Origin of the sequence: Acidovorax sp. 56, from assembly GCF_002749705.1 — a bacterium.
Taxonomy (GTDB): domain Bacteria; phylum Pseudomonadota; class Gammaproteobacteria; order Burkholderiales; family Burkholderiaceae_C; genus Acidovorax.
The window spans coordinates 2,068,156-2,084,635 of the sequence record NZ_PEEV01000001.1 but is presented as its reverse complement, the minus strand read 5'-3'; the positions used below and the strand labels follow the sequence as shown (position 1 = coordinate 2,084,635).

12 protein-coding genes and 1 pseudogene are annotated in these 16,480 nt (G+C 65.2%); 9 read left to right on the top strand and 4 right to left on the bottom strand.

The window, feature by feature from the left end; translation table 11 throughout:
• Positions 1 to 139: 139 nt before the first annotated feature.
• The 3 genes and pseudogenes from CLU88_RS09165 to CLU88_RS09155 all read left to right on the top strand — a co-directional run.
• Positions 140 to 895 (top strand): annotated as a pseudogene (locus CLU88_RS09165) (ComEC/Rec2 family competence protein); the annotation flags it as partial.
• Between the two features lie 143 nt (positions 896 to 1,038).
• Positions 1,039 to 2,496, top strand: a complete 1,458-nt coding sequence (locus CLU88_RS09160; RefSeq protein ID WP_099656321.1) for a circularly permuted type 2 ATP-grasp protein — start codon at positions 1,039 to 1,041, stop codon at positions 2,494 to 2,496.
• Between the two features lie 52 nt (positions 2,497 to 2,548).
• Positions 2,549 to 3,508, top strand: a complete 960-nt coding sequence (locus CLU88_RS09155; protein WP_099656320.1) for an alpha-E domain-containing protein — start codon at positions 2,549 to 2,551, stop codon at positions 3,506 to 3,508.
• Between the two features lie 25 nt (positions 3,509 to 3,533).
• Here CLU88_RS09155 and CLU88_RS09150 read toward each other — a convergent pair whose 3' ends face one another.
• Positions 3,534 to 3,887, bottom strand: coding sequence for a VF530 family DNA-binding protein (locus CLU88_RS09150; protein ID WP_099656319.1), 354 nt, complete (start codon positions 3,885 to 3,887; stop codon positions 3,534 to 3,536).
• A 61-nt stretch (positions 3,888 to 3,948) separates the two neighbouring features.
• Complete coding sequence (locus tag CLU88_RS09145) at positions 3,949 to 4,872, bottom strand: LysR family transcriptional regulator (RefSeq protein ID WP_099656318.1); 924 nt, start codon at positions 4,870 to 4,872, stop codon at positions 3,949 to 3,951.
• Positions 4,873 to 5,071: 199 nt separating this feature from the next.
• Here CLU88_RS09145 and CLU88_RS09140 point away from each other — a divergent pair, with 199 nt between their 5' ends.
• From CLU88_RS09140 to CLU88_RS09120, 5 genes are all read left to right on the top strand, one after another.
• Positions 5,072 to 5,944: an alpha/beta hydrolase gene (locus CLU88_RS09140; protein ID WP_099656317.1), complete on the top strand. Its 873-nt coding sequence runs from the start codon at positions 5,072 to 5,074 to the stop codon at positions 5,942 to 5,944.
• Between the two features lie 311 nt (positions 5,945 to 6,255).
• Positions 6,256 to 7,518, top strand: a complete 1,263-nt coding sequence (locus CLU88_RS09135) for an efflux RND transporter periplasmic adaptor subunit (protein WP_099658754.1) — start codon at positions 6,256 to 6,258, stop codon at positions 7,516 to 7,518.
• Positions 7,519 to 7,554: 36 nt separating this feature from the next.
• The gene (locus CLU88_RS09130; protein WP_099656316.1) at positions 7,555 to 10,797 is read left to right on the top strand and encodes an efflux RND transporter permease subunit; all 3,243 of its coding nucleotides are present in this window, start codon (positions 7,555 to 7,557) and stop codon (positions 10,795 to 10,797) included.
• 104 nt (positions 10,798 to 10,901) lie between these two features.
• Positions 10,902 to 12,395, top strand: a complete 1,494-nt coding sequence (locus CLU88_RS09125; RefSeq protein ID WP_099656315.1) for an efflux transporter outer membrane subunit — start codon at positions 10,902 to 10,904, stop codon at positions 12,393 to 12,395.
• A 234-nt stretch (positions 12,396 to 12,629) separates the two neighbouring features.
• Positions 12,630 to 14,066: an NAD-dependent succinate-semialdehyde dehydrogenase gene (locus tag CLU88_RS09120; protein WP_099656314.1), complete on the top strand. Its 1,437-nt coding sequence runs from the start codon at positions 12,630 to 12,632 to the stop codon at positions 14,064 to 14,066.
• Positions 14,067 to 14,286: 220 nt separating this feature from the next.
• Here the strand turns inward: CLU88_RS09120 and CLU88_RS22770 are convergent, their stop codons facing one another.
• Complete coding sequence (locus CLU88_RS22770; protein ID WP_143225971.1) at positions 14,287 to 14,694, bottom strand: hypothetical protein; 408 nt, start codon at positions 14,692 to 14,694, stop codon at positions 14,287 to 14,289.
• 91 nt (positions 14,695 to 14,785) lie between these two features.
• Positions 14,786 to 15,190 (bottom strand): hypothetical protein, encoded by a 405-nt coding sequence (locus CLU88_RS09110; RefSeq protein ID WP_099656312.1) that lies wholly within the window; start codon positions 15,188 to 15,190, stop codon positions 14,786 to 14,788.
• A gap of 129 nt (positions 15,191 to 15,319) precedes the next feature.
• On the opposite strand from CLU88_RS09110, the gene CLU88_RS09105 reads away from it, so the two are divergent.
• The gene (locus CLU88_RS09105) at positions 15,320 to 16,339 is read left to right on the top strand and encodes an IS110 family transposase (RefSeq protein ID WP_099656311.1); all 1,020 of its coding nucleotides are present in this window, start codon (positions 15,320 to 15,322) and stop codon (positions 16,337 to 16,339) included.
• The last annotated feature ends 141 nt before the right edge of the window (positions 16,340 to 16,480 follow it).

Sequence of the window (16,480 nt, the reverse complement as noted above, 5' to 3'; positions counted from 1 at the left end):
CACAGCCGGGGCTGTGCACTGCGCGCGCAGGGCTGCTGCAAGGCGCATTAGCATCAGCCCATGTTTGCCATAAGTCCTTCTAATGTCCCGCCGCCGCTGCCCCGTGAGGTGGGTGAGGGCGATGGCGGCGCCACGGGGCACGCACACCTTGCTGTACGACGCAGGCCCGCGCTTCAGCCGCGAGAGCGATGCGGGCCACCGCGTGCTGGTGCCGCTGCTGCGGGCATTGGGCGAGCGGGTGGATGTGCTCATGCTCAGCCACCGCGACGCCGACCACACCGGGGGTGCGGCTGCCGTGCTGGCCCAGCAGCCCGCAGCGGCGTTGACGGGCTCGATCGAAGCCGAGCATGCGCTGCAGGCCCTGCGCCCGGCCACCCCTTGTGTGGCCGGGCAGCGCTGGGAGTGGGATGGCGTGGCGTTGGAGGTACTGCACCCCACAAGCGCTGAGCTGGACCGCAGCGACCACCTTGATCGCCCTGTTCGCCCCAACACCCTGAGCTGTGTGCTGCGGGTGGCCGGCGCACCAGGCATGCCTGGTGCGCCGGCCGTGGCCTTGCTGGTGGGCGACATCGAAGCCCCGCAAGAGCAGGCCCTGCTGGCCCGCGCGGCGCCCCTGAAGGCCGATGTGCTGCTGGTGCCGCACCACGGCAGCAAAACCTCGTCCAGCGGCGCGTTCCTGGATGCTGTCCAGCCTCGCACTGCTTTGGTGCAGTCTGGCTACCGCAACCGCTTTGGCCACCCCGCGCCCGAAGTGCTGCAGCGCTATGCCCAGCGCAATGTGCCGGTGGTGGAGTCTGCCCGCTGCGGCGCGGCGAGCTGGTCGTCTGCGCAGCCCCAGGCCGTGGCCTGTGAGCGCGACACCGGGCGCCGGTATTGGCAGCACGCGGTGCCCTGAGAGCAGGTTCTGAGAGATCCCCCGAAGGATGGGGCGCGCAACGGCGTTCGCCTTCGACCCTTGTCAGGGTTTGTGCTGGTTTCGGGGCATCCAGCCGAGAGTCGGGCGCACAACTTGCTATCCTGACCGCAGGAGGCCAGTTCATGCAGAAATTTGACGAGATGTACGCCACGCTTCCTTATGCAGGCAGCGATGTGCGCGAACACTACAAGCGCTATGCGCAGTGGTTGTCCCAACAGCCCCCTGACGTGATGCAGGCCCGCCGGGCCGAAGCCGAAATGATCTTCCGGCGCGTGGGCATCACCTTCGCCGTCTATGGCGCCAAGGACGAGGGCGGCGCGGGCAACGAACGGCTCATCCCGTTCGACCTCATCCCCCGCATCATTCCTGCGCACGAATGGAGCAGCATGCAGCAGGGCCTGGTGCAGCGGGTCACGGCGCTCAACCGCTTCATCCATGACGTCTACCACGGGCAAGACATCATCCGCGCGGGCATCGTTCCTGCCGACCTGATCCTCAACAACGCCCAATACCGCCCCGAAATGGCCGGTGTGCAGGTGCCGCAGAACATCTACGCGCACATTGCAGGCATCGACATCGTGCGTGCGCCCGATGCCCAGGGCAAGGGCGAGTACTACGTGCTCGAAGACAACCTGCGCGTGCCCAGCGGCGTGAGCTACATGCTCGAAAACCGCAAGATGATGATGCGGCTGTTCCCCGAGCTGTTCAGCCAGTACAAGGTGGCGCCGGTGGCGCATTACCCCGACATGCTGCTGGACACCCTGCGCGCCAGCGCCCCCGCCACGGCGGACGACCCCACCGTGGTGGTGCTCACGCCGGGCATGCACAACAGCGCGTACTTTGAGCACGCCTTCCTGGCCCAGCAAATGGGTGTGGAGCTGGTCGAAGGGCAAGACCTGGTGGTGCGCGACAAGTTCGTCTACATGCGCACCACGCGCGGCCTGCAGCGGGTGGACGTGATCTACCGCCGTGTGGACGACGACTTCCTTGACCCTCAGGTCTTCCGGCCCAAGTCCACCCTGGGCTGCTACGGTCTGATGGAGGCTTATCGCGCTGGTAATGTGGCCATCTGCAACGCTGTGGGCACTGGCGTCGCCGACGACAAATCGGTCTACCCCTATGTGCCCGAGATGATTCGCTTCTACCTGGGTCAGGAACCCATCCTGAAAAACGTGCCCACCTGGATGTGCCGCAAGCAGGACGACCTGCAGTACGTGCTGGCAAACCTCAAAGACCTGGTGGTCAAGGAAGTGCACGGCGCGGGCGGCTACGGCATGCTCATCGGCCCTGCCGCCACGCAGACCGAGATCGAAGCCTTTCGCGGAGCCCTGCTGGCCAACCCAGCGGGCTACATCGCGCAGCCCACGCTCAGCCTGTCGAGCTGCCCCACCTTTGTGGACAGTGGCATTGCCCCACGCCACATCGACCTGCGCCCCTTCGTGCTCAGCGGGCGCGAAGTGCAGATGGTGGCCGGTGGTCTCACGCGCGTGGCCCTGCAAGAGGGCTCACTCGTGGTCAATTCGTCACAAGGCGGCGGCACCAAAGACACCTGGGTGCTGGGAAATGGAGGGACTGAATGATGCTGAGCTGTAGCCCTATTACCGACTTGCCCTGCTCGATCAAGGAGGCCGCATGCTGAGCCGCACTGCCGACCATTTGTTCTGGATGTCTCGCTACACAGAGCGGGCAGAGAACACCGCCCGCATGCTCAACGTGAGCTACGACACCTCGCTGTTGCCCCAGGCGGCCGAGGCCGCGCAAGAGGGGTGGGAGGGCTTGCTGTCCATCAGCGAACTGATCCCTGCCTACACCACCAAGCATGGCGAGGTGACGCCCGAGCGTGTGCTGGAGTTCATGGTGCGTGATGGCAACAACCCATCGTCCATCGTGTCGTGCCTGCGCGCAGCGCGCGAAAACGCACGGGCCGTGCGCGGGGCCTTGACCACCGAGGTCTGGGAAACCATCAACCAGACTTGGCTGGAGCTGCACCGCCAGCTGGAAGGCAATGCGTTTGAGCGCGACCCGGGGCAGTTTTTTGAATGGGTCAAATACCGCTCGCACCTCTCGCGCGGCGTGACGCTGGGCACCATGCTGCAAGACGAGGCGTTTCACTTTCTGCGCATGGGCACGTTCCTGGAGCGGGCCGACAACACGGCGCGTTTACTGGATGTGAAATTCCATGCCGTGCAGAACGACTTCTTTGGCCGCGCCAGCGAGCGCAACCAGGAAAACGACTTCTACCACTGGAGCGCTATCTTGCGCAGCGTCTCGGCGTTTGAGGTGTACCGCAAGGTGTACCGCGACGTGATCACGCCTGGGCGGGTGGCGGACTTGCTGATCTTGCGGCGCGACATGCCCCGCTCGCTGCACGCCAGCCTGCACGAAGTGGTAGAGAACCTGAGCGTGCTGGCCAACGACCACTCGTCAGAAACCCAGCGCCGCGCAGGCCGTCTGCTGGCCGATCTGCAATATGGCCGTATCGACGAGATCCTGTCGCAGGGCCTGCATGCCTTCCTGACCCAGTTCCTGGACAAGGTGAACGAGTTGGGCGCGGGCATCAGCCGCGACTTTTTGGTGGCGGTCAGCGACTGAGGCTGACCACTGTGCCAGGCGCGGTTTACCCGTTGCGCCGTTGCTGGCGCAGCATGAAAAGGTAGAGGCTCTCTACCTTTTCGCGCGCCCACGGCGTCTTGCGCAAAAACTTCAGGCTGGAGCTGACGCTGGGGTCGCTTTGAAAGCAGCGCACCGGCACCAGTCGGCCCAGCTCTGCCCAGCCATAGTGGTCTGACAGTGCCACCACGATGGCCTCCAGCGTGATGCCATGCAAGGGATTGCGCGCCTGCTTGGCGGGTGGGGCAGGGGCGGCCACCGTGGGCTCTGGGGTGGTGGGGGGGGCGGCCACGGGGCTGGTGCCGTCTGGCGCGTCAGTGCTGTGGGGCTGCGGCCCCTGGGGCGCTTGGGGTGTGTTCATAGGCCCAGAGCATAAAGCGACTGGATGCTGTGGGCACCGGCCTTTGAACAGGTTCTTACGCCTAAGGCGATTCGGTGCGCTGCATGTAAGGTTCGCGCTGAAACAGCTCTGCGGCCCAGTCCACAAACGCGCGCACCTTGGCGCTGAGGTGTCGGTTGGGCGGGTACACCACATAGACAGGCAGCAAGGGCTGGGTCCACTCCGGCAGCAGTTGCACCAGCGCACCGCTTTGCAAGTGCCGCTGCGCCTGAAAGCTGGTGATCTGCGCGATGCCCAGGCCTTGCACCGCTGCAGACACATAGGCATTGGCCTCGTTCACGCTGACCTGGTAAGGCCCGTGGATGTCGATGGACTCGGCGCCCTTGCGGAACTCCAGCGGGTAGTGCCGCCCGGACTGGGGCGAGAAATACAGCAGGCTGGAGTGCTTTTCTTCGACTTCCAGGGGGTGCGCGGGCGTGCCTTTGCGCGCCAGGTAGTCGGGCGACGCTACGGTGAGGAACTCCAGGTTGCCGATGCGCCGCGCCACCAGCGACTGGTCGCTCAGCGCCCCGCCGCGAATGACGCAGTCCACGTTGTCACCAATCAGGTCTACGGTGCGGTCGCTCACGCCCAGGTCCAGCTGGATGTCGGGGTAGCGGGCCTGGAACTCGGCCAGGTGCGGAATGATGAGCAACTGCGCCACCGAGGTGCCCACGTCCACCCGCAACCGCCCCAGCGGGTTGGCGCGGGCGTTGGTCATGCTGGCTTCAATGTCGTCCAGGTCCGCCAGCAGGCGCACCGTACGCTCGTAGTAAGCGGCGCCGTCGGCCGTCACGGTCACGCGGCGCGTGGTGCGGTTGAGCAGCTTCACGCGCAGTCGCTCCTCCAGCGCCTGCACATGCTTGGTGACGGTGGCTTTGGGCAGCGACAAAGAGTCGGCTGCCCGCGTGAATGTGCCTGCTTCTACGACACGGGTGAATATGCGCATGGCCTGAATTTGGTCCATGGCCCCTCCTCGAAACGGGTTGATCAGCCCCCGCAGAACTTTGTTCTGCGGGGGCTGAAGAATTCTCACACGCAACCTATGGCTTGATTGTTGAGCTTTTGGAAACACTGCGGTGGTGTTTGCCGGGTTTATCAGGTGCTGCTGTGTCGGTACATTTCAACCATCCCAAGATTTAGGGTCCCCTTTCCGGGGCCATGCCATGCAACCCGACGCCCCCCGTCCCGCCCCGCAGTCCAAGCCAGCCGCCGCACCCAAGGTGCAGCCAGCCGCAGCGCGTTGTGTCGATAGCGCCATTGAACTGGCTGCCGGCCAAAGCGTGGCGGTGCGCATGTACGGCCGCAAGAAGACGGGCCAGACCTCGCCAGTGGTGGTGCACTTTCATGGCGGCGCCTTTGTGTCGGGTGACCTGGACAATGGCTGCACCGTGGGTGGCTTGCTGGAAGGCGCTGGCGCCGTGGTGGTGTCGGTGGCTTACCCGCTCACTCCGTTTCCGCAACCCGTGGACACCGGCTACGACGTACTCAAGTGGGTGCACCGCAACCGCACCAAGCTGGGCGGACAGGGCGCGCTGGTGTACCTGGCGGGCGAAGAGGCTGGTGGCAACCTGGCTGCCGCCGTGGCCCTGATGGCGCGTGACCAGTCCCACCCTCCGCTGGCTGGGAAAATTTTGCTCTCGCCCATGCTCGACCCCTGCGTGGGCACAGCCTCGCAGCGGCAGGTGACAGGTGACGCGGTGGACTGCAAGTGGGTGGAGGGCTGGCGCAACTTCCTGCGCTGCCCACGCGATGCCGAGCATCCCTACGCGGTACCGGCTTCTGCGCACCGCTTGGCAGGCTTGCCCCCCACGCTGATTTTGGTGGGTGACACCGACCCCATGCACGACGAGGCCCTGGCCTATGCCGCCCGGCTGCGCGCCGCAGGCTTGGTGGTGACGCAGCATGTGTTTGCGAAGGCCGAGAAATGGCCAGAGCCTTTGCTGGAGACTGGCCCGCACGAATGCCCTTGCGCCGGTGCGGTGCAAGAGGAGTTCCGGCGGTTTTTTGAAGCCACCCGATGTCGGGCCCCGTCCTGACACAGATCGCACCGATGACCTTGACCCCTTGACCGGCGCTTGATCGCCGCTGGCCCAGCCTGCTTGCAGAGCTGGCTGGGCGCAGCCTTGCCCTTGGATTTCGCAACCTATTTTGAATCTGGCCCCAAGTGCCGGAGGGATGTGCTTTGCCTGGATTTTTGTGCTTTGCCGCGCGCTCCTGTATGGGGCATTTGAGACGGCTCCGAATGGCGCGGAGAGCCTTTTGAGCCCTGCGGGCCCGCCACCAGCGGCATGCCCGGCAGACCTGGACAGACCTGATGAACCGAATCAATGACACGGAGGAAAACACCATGAACAACGCACTTCTCTCTTCGCCCCGCCGCCGCTGGTGGGCCACGGCAGGCGCCATTGCGGCAGCTGTGGCTGTGGGGGGCACGGCCTTGGGCCTGCAAGACTCGCACGCTGAATCGCCCGCGGCAGGGGCCGCCCCGCAGGGCGTGCCCGTGTCGGTGGCCGCTGTGCTGCAAAAAGACATAGCCCTGTGGGACGAGTTCTCGGGCCGCCTGGAGGCCGTGCAGCGCGTAGAGGTGCGCCCCCGCGTTGCGGGTGCGCTGCAGGCCGTGCACTTCAAGGAGGGTGCCCTCGTCAAGCAGGGCGACCTGCTGGTGACGGTGGACCCCGCCCCCTACGCCGCCGAGGTGGACCGCGCCGAAGCCCAGGTGGCCGCCGCGCAGGCCCGGGTGTCATACACCCGCAGTGAGCTGGACCGCTCCACCCGTCTGCTGCAAGAAAGCGCCATCGCCCAGCGCGAGCACGACGAACGCCAGAACGCCCACCGCGAGGCTGATGCCAACCTGCGCGCTGCGCAGGCCGCATTGCAAACCGCACGCCTGAACCTGTCGTACACCCAGGTGCGCGCGCCGGTGGCGGGCCGCGTGGGTCGCATCGAAGTCACGGTGGGCAACCTGGTGTCCGCCGGTGCGGGCGCGCCGGTGCTGACATCGCTCGTCTCTGTCAGCCCCATCTACGCGAGCTTTGACACCGACGAGCAGATCGTGGTGAAGGCCCTGCAAGACCTGGGCAGCGGCTCCAAGGGGCAAAGTGCGCGCCAGTTGCTGGAGCGCATCCCCGTGCAAATGGGCACGGGCACCAGCACCAGTGGCGGCACGCCGCACGCCGGCCACCTGCAGCTGATTGACAACCAAGTGGACGCCAAGAGCGGCACCGTGCGCGTGCGTGCGGTGTTTGACAACGCCGACGGCGCACTCATCCCCGGCCAGTTTGCACGCATCCGCATGGGCCAGGCGCGCAACACCCAGGCGGTGCTCATCAACGAGCGTGCCGTGGGCACCGACCAGAGCAAGAAGTTTGTGATGGTGGTGGCCGAAGGCAACAAGGCCGAGTACCGCGAGGTGACGCTGGGCGCCCCGGTGGACGGCCTGCGCGTGGTCACCTCGGGCCTGAAGGCGGGCGAGACCATTGTGGTCAACGGCCTGCAGCGCGTGCGCCCCGGTGCTGTGCTGGCACCGCAAGCCGTGCCCATGTCGGCCAAAGCAGAGGTGCCCGGTGAGCGCAAGCAAGCCCAAGGCGCCACCAAGTCGCCCGCTGTGTGAGCGCAGCGAGTGATTTGAGCCATCAGGAATATTTGTATGAACCTGTCCCGTTTTTTCATTGACCGCCCCATCTTTGCCGGGGTGCTGTCGGTGCTCATCTTCCTGGGGGGGCTCATCGCATTGCGCGGTCTGCCCATCTCTGAGTACCCCGAGGTCGCGCCGCCGTCTGTGGTGGTGCGCGCCCAGTACCCAGGTGCCAACCCCAAGGTGATCGCCGAGACCGTGGCCACGCCGCTGGAGGAATCCATCAACGGTGTGGAAGGCATGCTCTACATGGGCAGCCAGGCCACGACCGATGGCGTGATGACGCTGACGGTGACCTTCAAGCTGGGCACCGACCCGGACAAGGCACAGCAGCTGGTGCAAAACCGCGTCTCGCAGGCCGAACCGCGCTTGCCTGAAGAAGTGCGCCGCCTGGGTGTTACCACCGTCAAGAGCGCGCCGGACCTGACCATGGTGGTGCACCTGGTCTCGCCCAATAACCGCTACGACATCGACTACCTGCGCAACTACGCCGTGCTCAACGTGAAGGACCGGCTCGCCCGCATTGGCGGCGTGGGCCAGGTGCAGATCTTTGGCGGCGGCGACTATTCGATGCGTGTGTGGCTCGACCCCCAAAAGGTCGCGCAGCGCGGCCTCTCGGCCAGCGATGTGGTGTCTGCCATCCGCGGGCAGAACGTGCAAGCGGCTGCCGGTGTGGTGGGTGCTTCGCCCGGCCTGCCGGGCGTGGACCTGCAACTGTCCATCAACGCCCAAGGCCGTTTGACGACCGAGGAAGAGTTTGGCGACATCATCGTCAAGACCAGCGCCGACGGCGCGGTGACACGCCTGCGCGACATCGCCCGCCTGGAGCTGGGTGCTGCCGACTATTCGCTGCGTTCGCTGCTCAACAACGACCCCGCCGTGGGCATGGGCGTGTTCCAGGCCCCGGGCTCCAACGCGCTCGACATCTCGGCCAATGTGCGCAAGACCATGGACGAGATCCAGAAGAACATGCCCGAAGGTGTGGAGTACCGCATTGCGTACGACCCCACACAGTTCGTGCGTGCGTCCATCAAGTCCGTCATCCACACATTGATTGAAGCCATCGCTCTGGTGGTGATCGTGGTGATCCTGTTCCTGCAGACCTGGCGCGCCTCCATCATCCCGCTGCTGGCCGTGCCGGTGTCGGTGGTGGGCACGTTTGCTGTGCTGCATTTGCTGGGCTTCTCGATCAACGCGCTGAGCCTGTTCGGCCTGGTGCTGGCCATCGGCATCGTGGTGGACGACGCCATCGTGGTGGTGGAGAACGTCGAGCGCAACATCGAGGCGGGCCTGACCCCGCGCGAGGCCACCTACCGCGCCATGCGCGAAGTCTCCGGCCCCATCATCGCGATTGCGCTGGTGCTGGTGGCGGTGTTCGTGCCGCTGGCCTTTATCAGCGGGCTCACAGGCCAGTTCTACCGCCAGTTTGCGGTCACCATCGCTATCTCCACGGTGATCTCGGCCATCAACTCGCTGACCCTGTCACCCGCGCTGAGCGCACTGCTGCTCAAGGGCCACCACGAGCCCAAGGACGCACTGACGCGCGGCATGGACAAGGTGCTGGGCCGCTTCTTTGGCGCCTTCAACCGCGTGTTCCAGCGCGGCTCGGACGCCTACAGCGGTGGCGTCAAGCGCGTCATTGGCCGCAAGGCGCTGATGCTGGTCATTTACCTGGCCTTGGTGGGTGCCACTTGGGGCCTGTTCAAGGTGGTGCCTGGCGGCTTTGTGCCTGCGCAAGACAAGCAGTACCTAGTGGGCTTTGCCCAGCTGCCCGATGGCGCCACGCTGGACCGCACCGAAGATGTGATCCGCCGCATGGGTGAAATCGTCAAGACCAACCCCAATGTGGAAGACGCCATCGCCTTCCCGGGCCTGTCGATCAACGGCTTCACCAACAGCTCCAACTCGGGCATCGTGTTCGTCACGCTCAAGCCCTTTGCCGAGCGCACCCGTGCTGACCAAAGCGGCGGTGCCGTGGCCATGCAGTTGAACCAGGCGTTTGGCAGCATCCAGGAAGCGTTCATCGCCATGTTCCCGCCGCCACCCGTGGCGGGCCTGGGCACCACCGGCGGCTTCAAGCTGCAGATCGAAGACCGTGCCTCGCTGGGCTACGAAGCCATGGACGGCGCCGTGAAGGCCTTCATGGGCAAGGCCTACCAGACGCCCGAGCTGGCTGGGCTGTTCACCAGCTGGCAGGTCAACGTGCCGCAGCTGTACGCCAACATCGACCGCACCAAGGCGCGCCAGCTGGGCGTGCCCGTGACGGACATCTTCGACACCCTGCAGATCTACCTGGGCAGCCTGTACGCCAATGACTTCAACCAGTTTGGCCGCACCTACAGCGTGCGCGTGCAGGCCGATGCGGCCTACCGTGCGCGGGCTGAAGATGTGGCGGCGCTCAAGGTGCGCTCCAGCACGGGCGAGATGGTGCCGCTGTCTGCACTGATGAAGATCGAGCCCAGCTTTGGCCCTGAGCGTGCCATGCGCTACAACGGCTACCTGGCCGCCGATGTGAATGGTGGCCCTGCGCCCGGCTTCTCGTCGGGCCAGGCCCAGGCCGCTATCGAGCGCATTGCAGCCGAGACGCTGCCCCAGGGCATCACGTTTGAATGGACCGAGCTGACCTACCAGGAAATCCTGGCGGGTAACTCTGCAGTGCTGGTGTTCCCGCTGGCCATCTTGCTGGTGTTCCTGGTGCTGGCTGCGCAGTACGAAAGCCTCACGCTGCCCATTGCCATCATCTTGATCGTGCCCATGGGCCTGCTTGCGGCGATGACGGGGGTGTGGCTTACCAAGGGCGACAACAACGTGTTCACGCAGATCGGGCTCATCGTGCTGGTGGGGCTATCGGCCAAGAACGCGATCCTGATCGTGGAGTTTGCGCGCGAGCTGGAGTTTGCGGGCCGCAGCCCGGTGCAGGCCGCCATTGAGGCCAGTCGCCTGCGCCTGCGCCCCATTCTGATGACCTCGCTGGCGTTTGTGATGGGCGTGCTGCCCCTGGTGCTGTCCACCGGTGCGGGCGCAGAAATGCGCAGCGCCATGGGCGTGGCCGTGTTCGCCGGGATGATTGGGGTGACAGCCTTTGGCCTGTTCCTCACGCCCGTGTTCTACGTGCTGCTGCGCAAGCTGGCAGGCAACCGCCCGCTGGTGGAGCATGGTGCGCATGTGGCGCCCATCTCGCATGCTCCGCACGCCGCAGGCAGTGCCGCACACCCCGTGCTGGCAGCGCCCCGCCACCCCCATGAAGGTGCCTGAACGCCTTTGTGCCTTTGAGCTATTTGCAATGGGCCCAGGCCCTGCGCCCTAAGCCGCCCACAGCCCCGGAAGACCTGGGTTGTGGGTCCGGCAGGAGATTCAACATGACAGACAACGCAAATCACCCCGGGGCCGTGCCAACCCCCGCCGCCCGCAGGCGCAGCCTGCTGGCGCCCCTGGCCGCAGCGCTGGTGCTGGCCGGCTGCATGACGCAGCCCGTGGTGCCCGCACCGCACGCCGGTGTGCCCGTGCCCGAGGCCTTCAGCGCAGGCAGCCAGCAAGCCGCCGTGCCGCCCGCCCCCTGGACGGTGGCCCCGCCCGCTGAGGCCCAACCCCGCGGCGAGTGGTGGCTGGGTTTTCAGGACGCCACGCTGGCCGACTTGGTACAGCGCGCAGGCAGCGCCAACACCAGCATCCAGCAAGCCGCTGGGCGGCTGGCCGAGGCCCGCTCGCTGCTGCGATCGGCCGACGCTGCGCGCTCGGTGCAGGTGGGCGCATCGGCCGGTGTCACCCGCCAGGCCGGTGCCGCCACCACGGGCAGTGCCACCCCCGCCACGCTGGGCACGGCCGGGCTCAATGTGTCGTATGAGCTGGACCTGTTTGGCAAGCTGTCGCAAACCAGCGATGCCGCGCGGCTGGACGCCGATGCCCGCGCCGCACTGCTGCAAAGCACGCGCCTCCTGGTGCAGGCCGACGTGGCGCAAACCTATTTGCAGCTGCGGGCTGCGCAGACCGAGCTGCAGCTCGTCAACGAAAGCCTGGCTGCGTACCAGGACACCCTGCGCTTGACGCAGCGCCGCCAGCAGGCCGGTGATGTGGCCGAGCTGGATGTGGCCCGCGTACAGACCGAGGTGGCTGCCACCGAGTCCGAAGCCCTGGCCTTGCAGCGCCAGCAAGCGTTGCTGACCAATGCCCTGGCCGTTCTGGTGGGAGAGGTGCCCGGCAGCTTTGCCTTGCCCGCCGCTGCCAGCGATGCGGCCCTGCCAGTCATCCCGCCCGGTGTGCCTGGCACCGTGCTGGCCCGCAGGCCCGATGTGTCGGCTGCGCAGACTGCAGTGATGGCCGCGCAGGCCCGTGTGGGTGTGGCGCAAACGGCCTGGTTCCCGGCCATCACGCTCACGGGCAATGCGGGCCACGCATCGCCCGAGCTGGGCGACCTCTTCAAGTGGTCGGCCCGCGCCTGGGGCGTGAGTGCCTTGCTCTCGCTGCCCCTGTGGGACGGCGGCCAGCGCGACGCGCAAGTGCAGGGCGCCAACGCCCGGTTGGAGCAGGCCCTGGCCAGCCACCGCGAGCAGGTGCTCACCGCCTTCCGCGAGGTGGAAGACCAATTGGCTTCGCTGCGCTGGCTTGCGGGCCAGGCCGAGGCACAAGGCCGCGCAGTGACGGCCGCCCGCCGCGCCACGCAGCTGTCCGACACGCGCTACCGCAATGGTCTGGTCAGCCAGCTGGAACTGCTCGACGCCCGCCGCAGCGAACTGCGCAACCGCCGCCAGGCGCTGCAGGTGCGCACCGCGCAGTACACGGCCACCGTGGGGCTCATCCGTGCCCTGGGCGGCGACTGGGGCGATGCGGCCCCGCGTGTGGCCGCAGCCCCCTGACCAGCAGGCGAGGGCGCAGCGCGACGGCGGGCGTGGACAGGGTGCGAAGGGCAGGGGGCAAGTACCCCCACCTTCGCCTCGGGTTGTCATACAACCACGGCGGCCCGCTGGCGCTGCGCCTATAGTGTGGGGCGCGCTTGGCCCCCAACGCCTTGTTGGGGCTCAAGCAGATTCACCAGGGTGCCCGGCCCGGGGCTGGCCACCGTCTTTTGTTCCATCCACAGGAGTTTTTGCATGAGCTACCCCCACACCCGTCTTTTCATTGCAGGCACATGGCAGGACGCTGCGGACGGCAAGACCATTGCCGTGCACAACCCCGCCACCGGCAAAGAAATTGGCCGGGTGGCCCACGCGGGCAAGGCCGACCTGGACCGAGCCCTGGAAGCCGCCCAAAAGGGCTTTGAAGCCTGGCGCGACATCCCCGCTGTAGACCGCGCCAAGACCATGCGCCGCGCCGCTGCGTTGATCCGCGAACGCGCCGACGCCATCGCCGCCATCATGGTGCAAGAGCAGGGCAAGCCCCTGGCCGAGGCCAAGGTGGAAACCATGTCGGCCGCAGAAATCATCGAATGGTTTGCTGACGAATCCCAGCGCGTGTACGGCCGCATCGTGCCTTCGCGCAACCTCAAGGCACAGCAGCTGGTGATCAAGGACCCCGTGGGCCCCGTCGCCGCCTTCACGCCCTGGAACTTCCCCATCAACCAGGTGGTGCGCAAGCTCGCTGCCGCCCTGGCCGCAGGCTGCTCCATCCTCGTCAAAGCGCCTGAAGAAACCCCCGCCAGCCCTGCCGAACTGATCCGCGCCTTTGCCGATGCAGGCGTGCCCGCAGGCACCGTGGGCCTGGTCTATGGCGACCCAGCAGAAATCTCCAACTACCTCATCCCGCATCCGGTCATCCGCAAGGTCACCTTCACCGGCTCTACCCCCGTGGGCAAGCAACTGGCGGCCCTGGCTGGCAAGCACATGAAGCGCGTGACGATGGAGCTGGGCGGCCACGCCCCCGTCATCGTGGCCGAGGACGCCGACGTTGAGCTGGCCATCCGCGCCGCAGGCGGTGCCAAGTTCCGCAACGCGGGGCAGGTGTGCATCTCGCCCACGCGCTTTCTGGTGCACGAAAGCATCCGTGGTGAATTTGTGGCCGCACTGGCCCGCCACGCGCAGGGCTTGAAGGTGGGCGACGGTTTGGCCGAAGGCACACAGATGGGCCCCCTGGCCAACCCCCGCCGCATCACCGCCATGGCCGACCTGCTGGCCGACGCCGTGCAAAGCGGTGCCCAGGTGGCCGCAGGTGGCCAGCGCATCGGGTCGGAAGGCAACTTCTTCCAGCCCACGGTGCTCAACGACGTGCCCCTGTCGGCCCGCATCTTCAACGAAGAACCCTTCGGCCCCGTGGCCGCTGTGCGTGGCTTTGAAAAGATCGAAGACGCCATCGCCGAAGCCAACCGCCTGCCGTTTGGCCTGGCCGGTTACGCCTTCACCACCTCGCTGAAAAACGCCCACTTGCTGTCCCAGCGCCTGGAAGTGGGCATGCTCTGGATCAACCAGGCTGCAGCCCCTGCGGCTGAACTGCCGTTCGGCGGTTTGAAGGACTCGGGCTATGGCTCAGAAGGTGGAACCGAGGCCGTTGAGGCGCACTTGAATACGCGTCTCGTGTCGATCATGAACGCTTGATTTTCTGAGACTGCAGGCGCTGGTGGGCGGTGCGCGCAAGGCGTACTGCCCACAGTGCATGAGGTTGACATGGGTTGCGTTGCCGATGGGCCAAAACAGTATCCAGCCGCTGATTGTTTCTATCGGAATGGACAGCTGTTATCGGCCAGGAGCAGCCGGTCAACTGTCCAGCTAAGCGGATCAGCCAGCGTAGCTGGCGCAGGTCCGCTTGAGCGCAGGGTTAAACAGCAGCTTCTCGCCGTTCCTCGGCGGTGACACGCTGGACTGAATACGGCTCGATCTGCGCCGGCCAGAAGCCCCACGGACCGAACCCGCCGCGCCCAAGTGAACCAAAGGGCGGAAGGGATAGGTAGCTGCTCAAGATGCCATGGATGCGGACACGCTTGCCAACCCAGCGATTAAGCGCATCGCGATTCGGCTGAAGGCTGCCATTGCCAAACCCCACCCAAACGCCAGCCCGGTATTGATGCTCACCGTCTTGCGGTCCGGACATGCGCTCGGCCTTCGGATAGTGCAGCAATTCGAAGCCTTCAGCGTGAGCCTCCAGGATGCCTTCGAGCTCAAGCGGCTGCTCGTCGGGACTTCCCAGATCGGCAAGCACTTCATTCACAGAGCGGCGGGCTGTCATGCTGTTTAACGTTGGAGCTGACCGGCACGCAACACTTGCCGCGAAGCGGCCTCCTGCTGTTTCGTGTCCGTGTCGGGCGAAAGGTTCGCCATCATGACGCTCCCTTCATAAAGGGCCACTCACCCCACATTGCGACGTAGAGCGCCCGGAGATTCACTGGAATCCGTCTCCATCCTTCCCGCTTTAGTTTGTCGTCCTTGATGTCCCACATTAGGGATTCAACGTACGCAACGTCGATGCACCGCACAGTTGGCTCGTCCCCGCCAGCCACGATGCCAGAAAGCAGGTTGAGATGATCGGTTGCCCTAGTGAAATCGAGTCGTTTGATGGCATCGGTTGTGAACTGGGAAAAATGCTCAAGCCATGTGAAATGCGCATCCTCTTCATACCCATCTCGGAGGAGAATTGCATCCGCCATCGCAGCCTCCTCCGGGAAGGCTGCACGTACAGCTTCGACGATTCGGAGTGCAGCGAGATTACTGTCGTCTGGGGACATGAGGCCTAACGAATGAAAGGGACTTCCCCGTCCCGAGTGAACCGCACAGTTGCGGAATACGGCATCCAGGTGCCACGATGGGAAGTTCGATATCTCATCAACTCACTCGTTTGTTGGAAGGGGAAGTCCATGACTGACATTGTCACCATCGGAATCGATCTGGCAAAGAATGTGTTTGCTGTCCATGGCGTTGATGCCACAGGCAAGCCAAAACTTTTGCGACCCAGTGTGCCGCGCGCCAAGCTGCTCGAACTCATCGCCGCACTGCCGCCATGTCTCATCGGCATGGAAGCGTGCTCTGGCGCCCACCACTGGGCGCGTGAGTTTCAGAGGTTTGGCCACACTGTGCGCCTGATGGCACCCAAGTTCGTCGCCCCCTACCGCCTGTCAGGCAAACGCGGCAAGAACGATGCGGCCGATGCGGCGGCTATCTGTGAAGCCGTGACCCGACCCAATATGCGCTTTGTGCCCATCAAGAGCTTGGAGCAGCAAGGCCAGCTCATGGTGCACCGCGCCCGCCAGGGGTTTGTCGAGCAGCGCACCGCAACGCTCAACCGAATTCGCGGCCTACTCTCGGAGCTGGGTATCGTGCTGCCACTCAAGGCAGCCGTCGTGCGCCGTGAAGCCTTGGCCAGCCTGGAAGATTTGCCCGGCTGGGCCAACACAGTGATCGGTGATCTGCTCAGTGAAGTCACCCGGTTGGATGAGCGCATTGCCCAATACGACCAGCACATCACAGCGCTGGCACGGTACAACACCGAGGTCAAACAATTGATGCAATTGCCCGGGGTGGGACCCACAACGGCTACAGCGCTGTTGAGCACCATCGGCCATGGCCATGATTTCCAATGCGGTCGCCAACTCAGCGCCTGGCTGGGACTGACTCCAGGGCAATACAGCTCGGGCGGTAAATCGCGCCTGGGGCATATCACCAAGGCGGGAGATCCGTACTTGCGCTCTTTGCTGGTGCTGGGAGCGCGTTCGGTCTTGCAAACAGCCAAGAACCGCTCAGACCCCATCAGTCGCTGGGCTTGTGCCTTGGCTGAGCGCAGAGGTTACTGGCGTGCGGTGGTTGCGATTGCCGCCAAGAATGCCCGCATGTGCTGGGCAGTATTGAACCGAGGCGAGGCGTTTCGCTTGCCTGCATGAGACAAGTTCCACCGCGTGAAAGCTAGCGTTGATGAGCAAAGGGTAGGACCTGCGCGAGGGGTTACCGAATACATCGCGGAGGCAAGGAGTCCTCGGCTAACGAATGGGTACCTCGCGTGCGTCTTTCATCAGGGTCCGCGG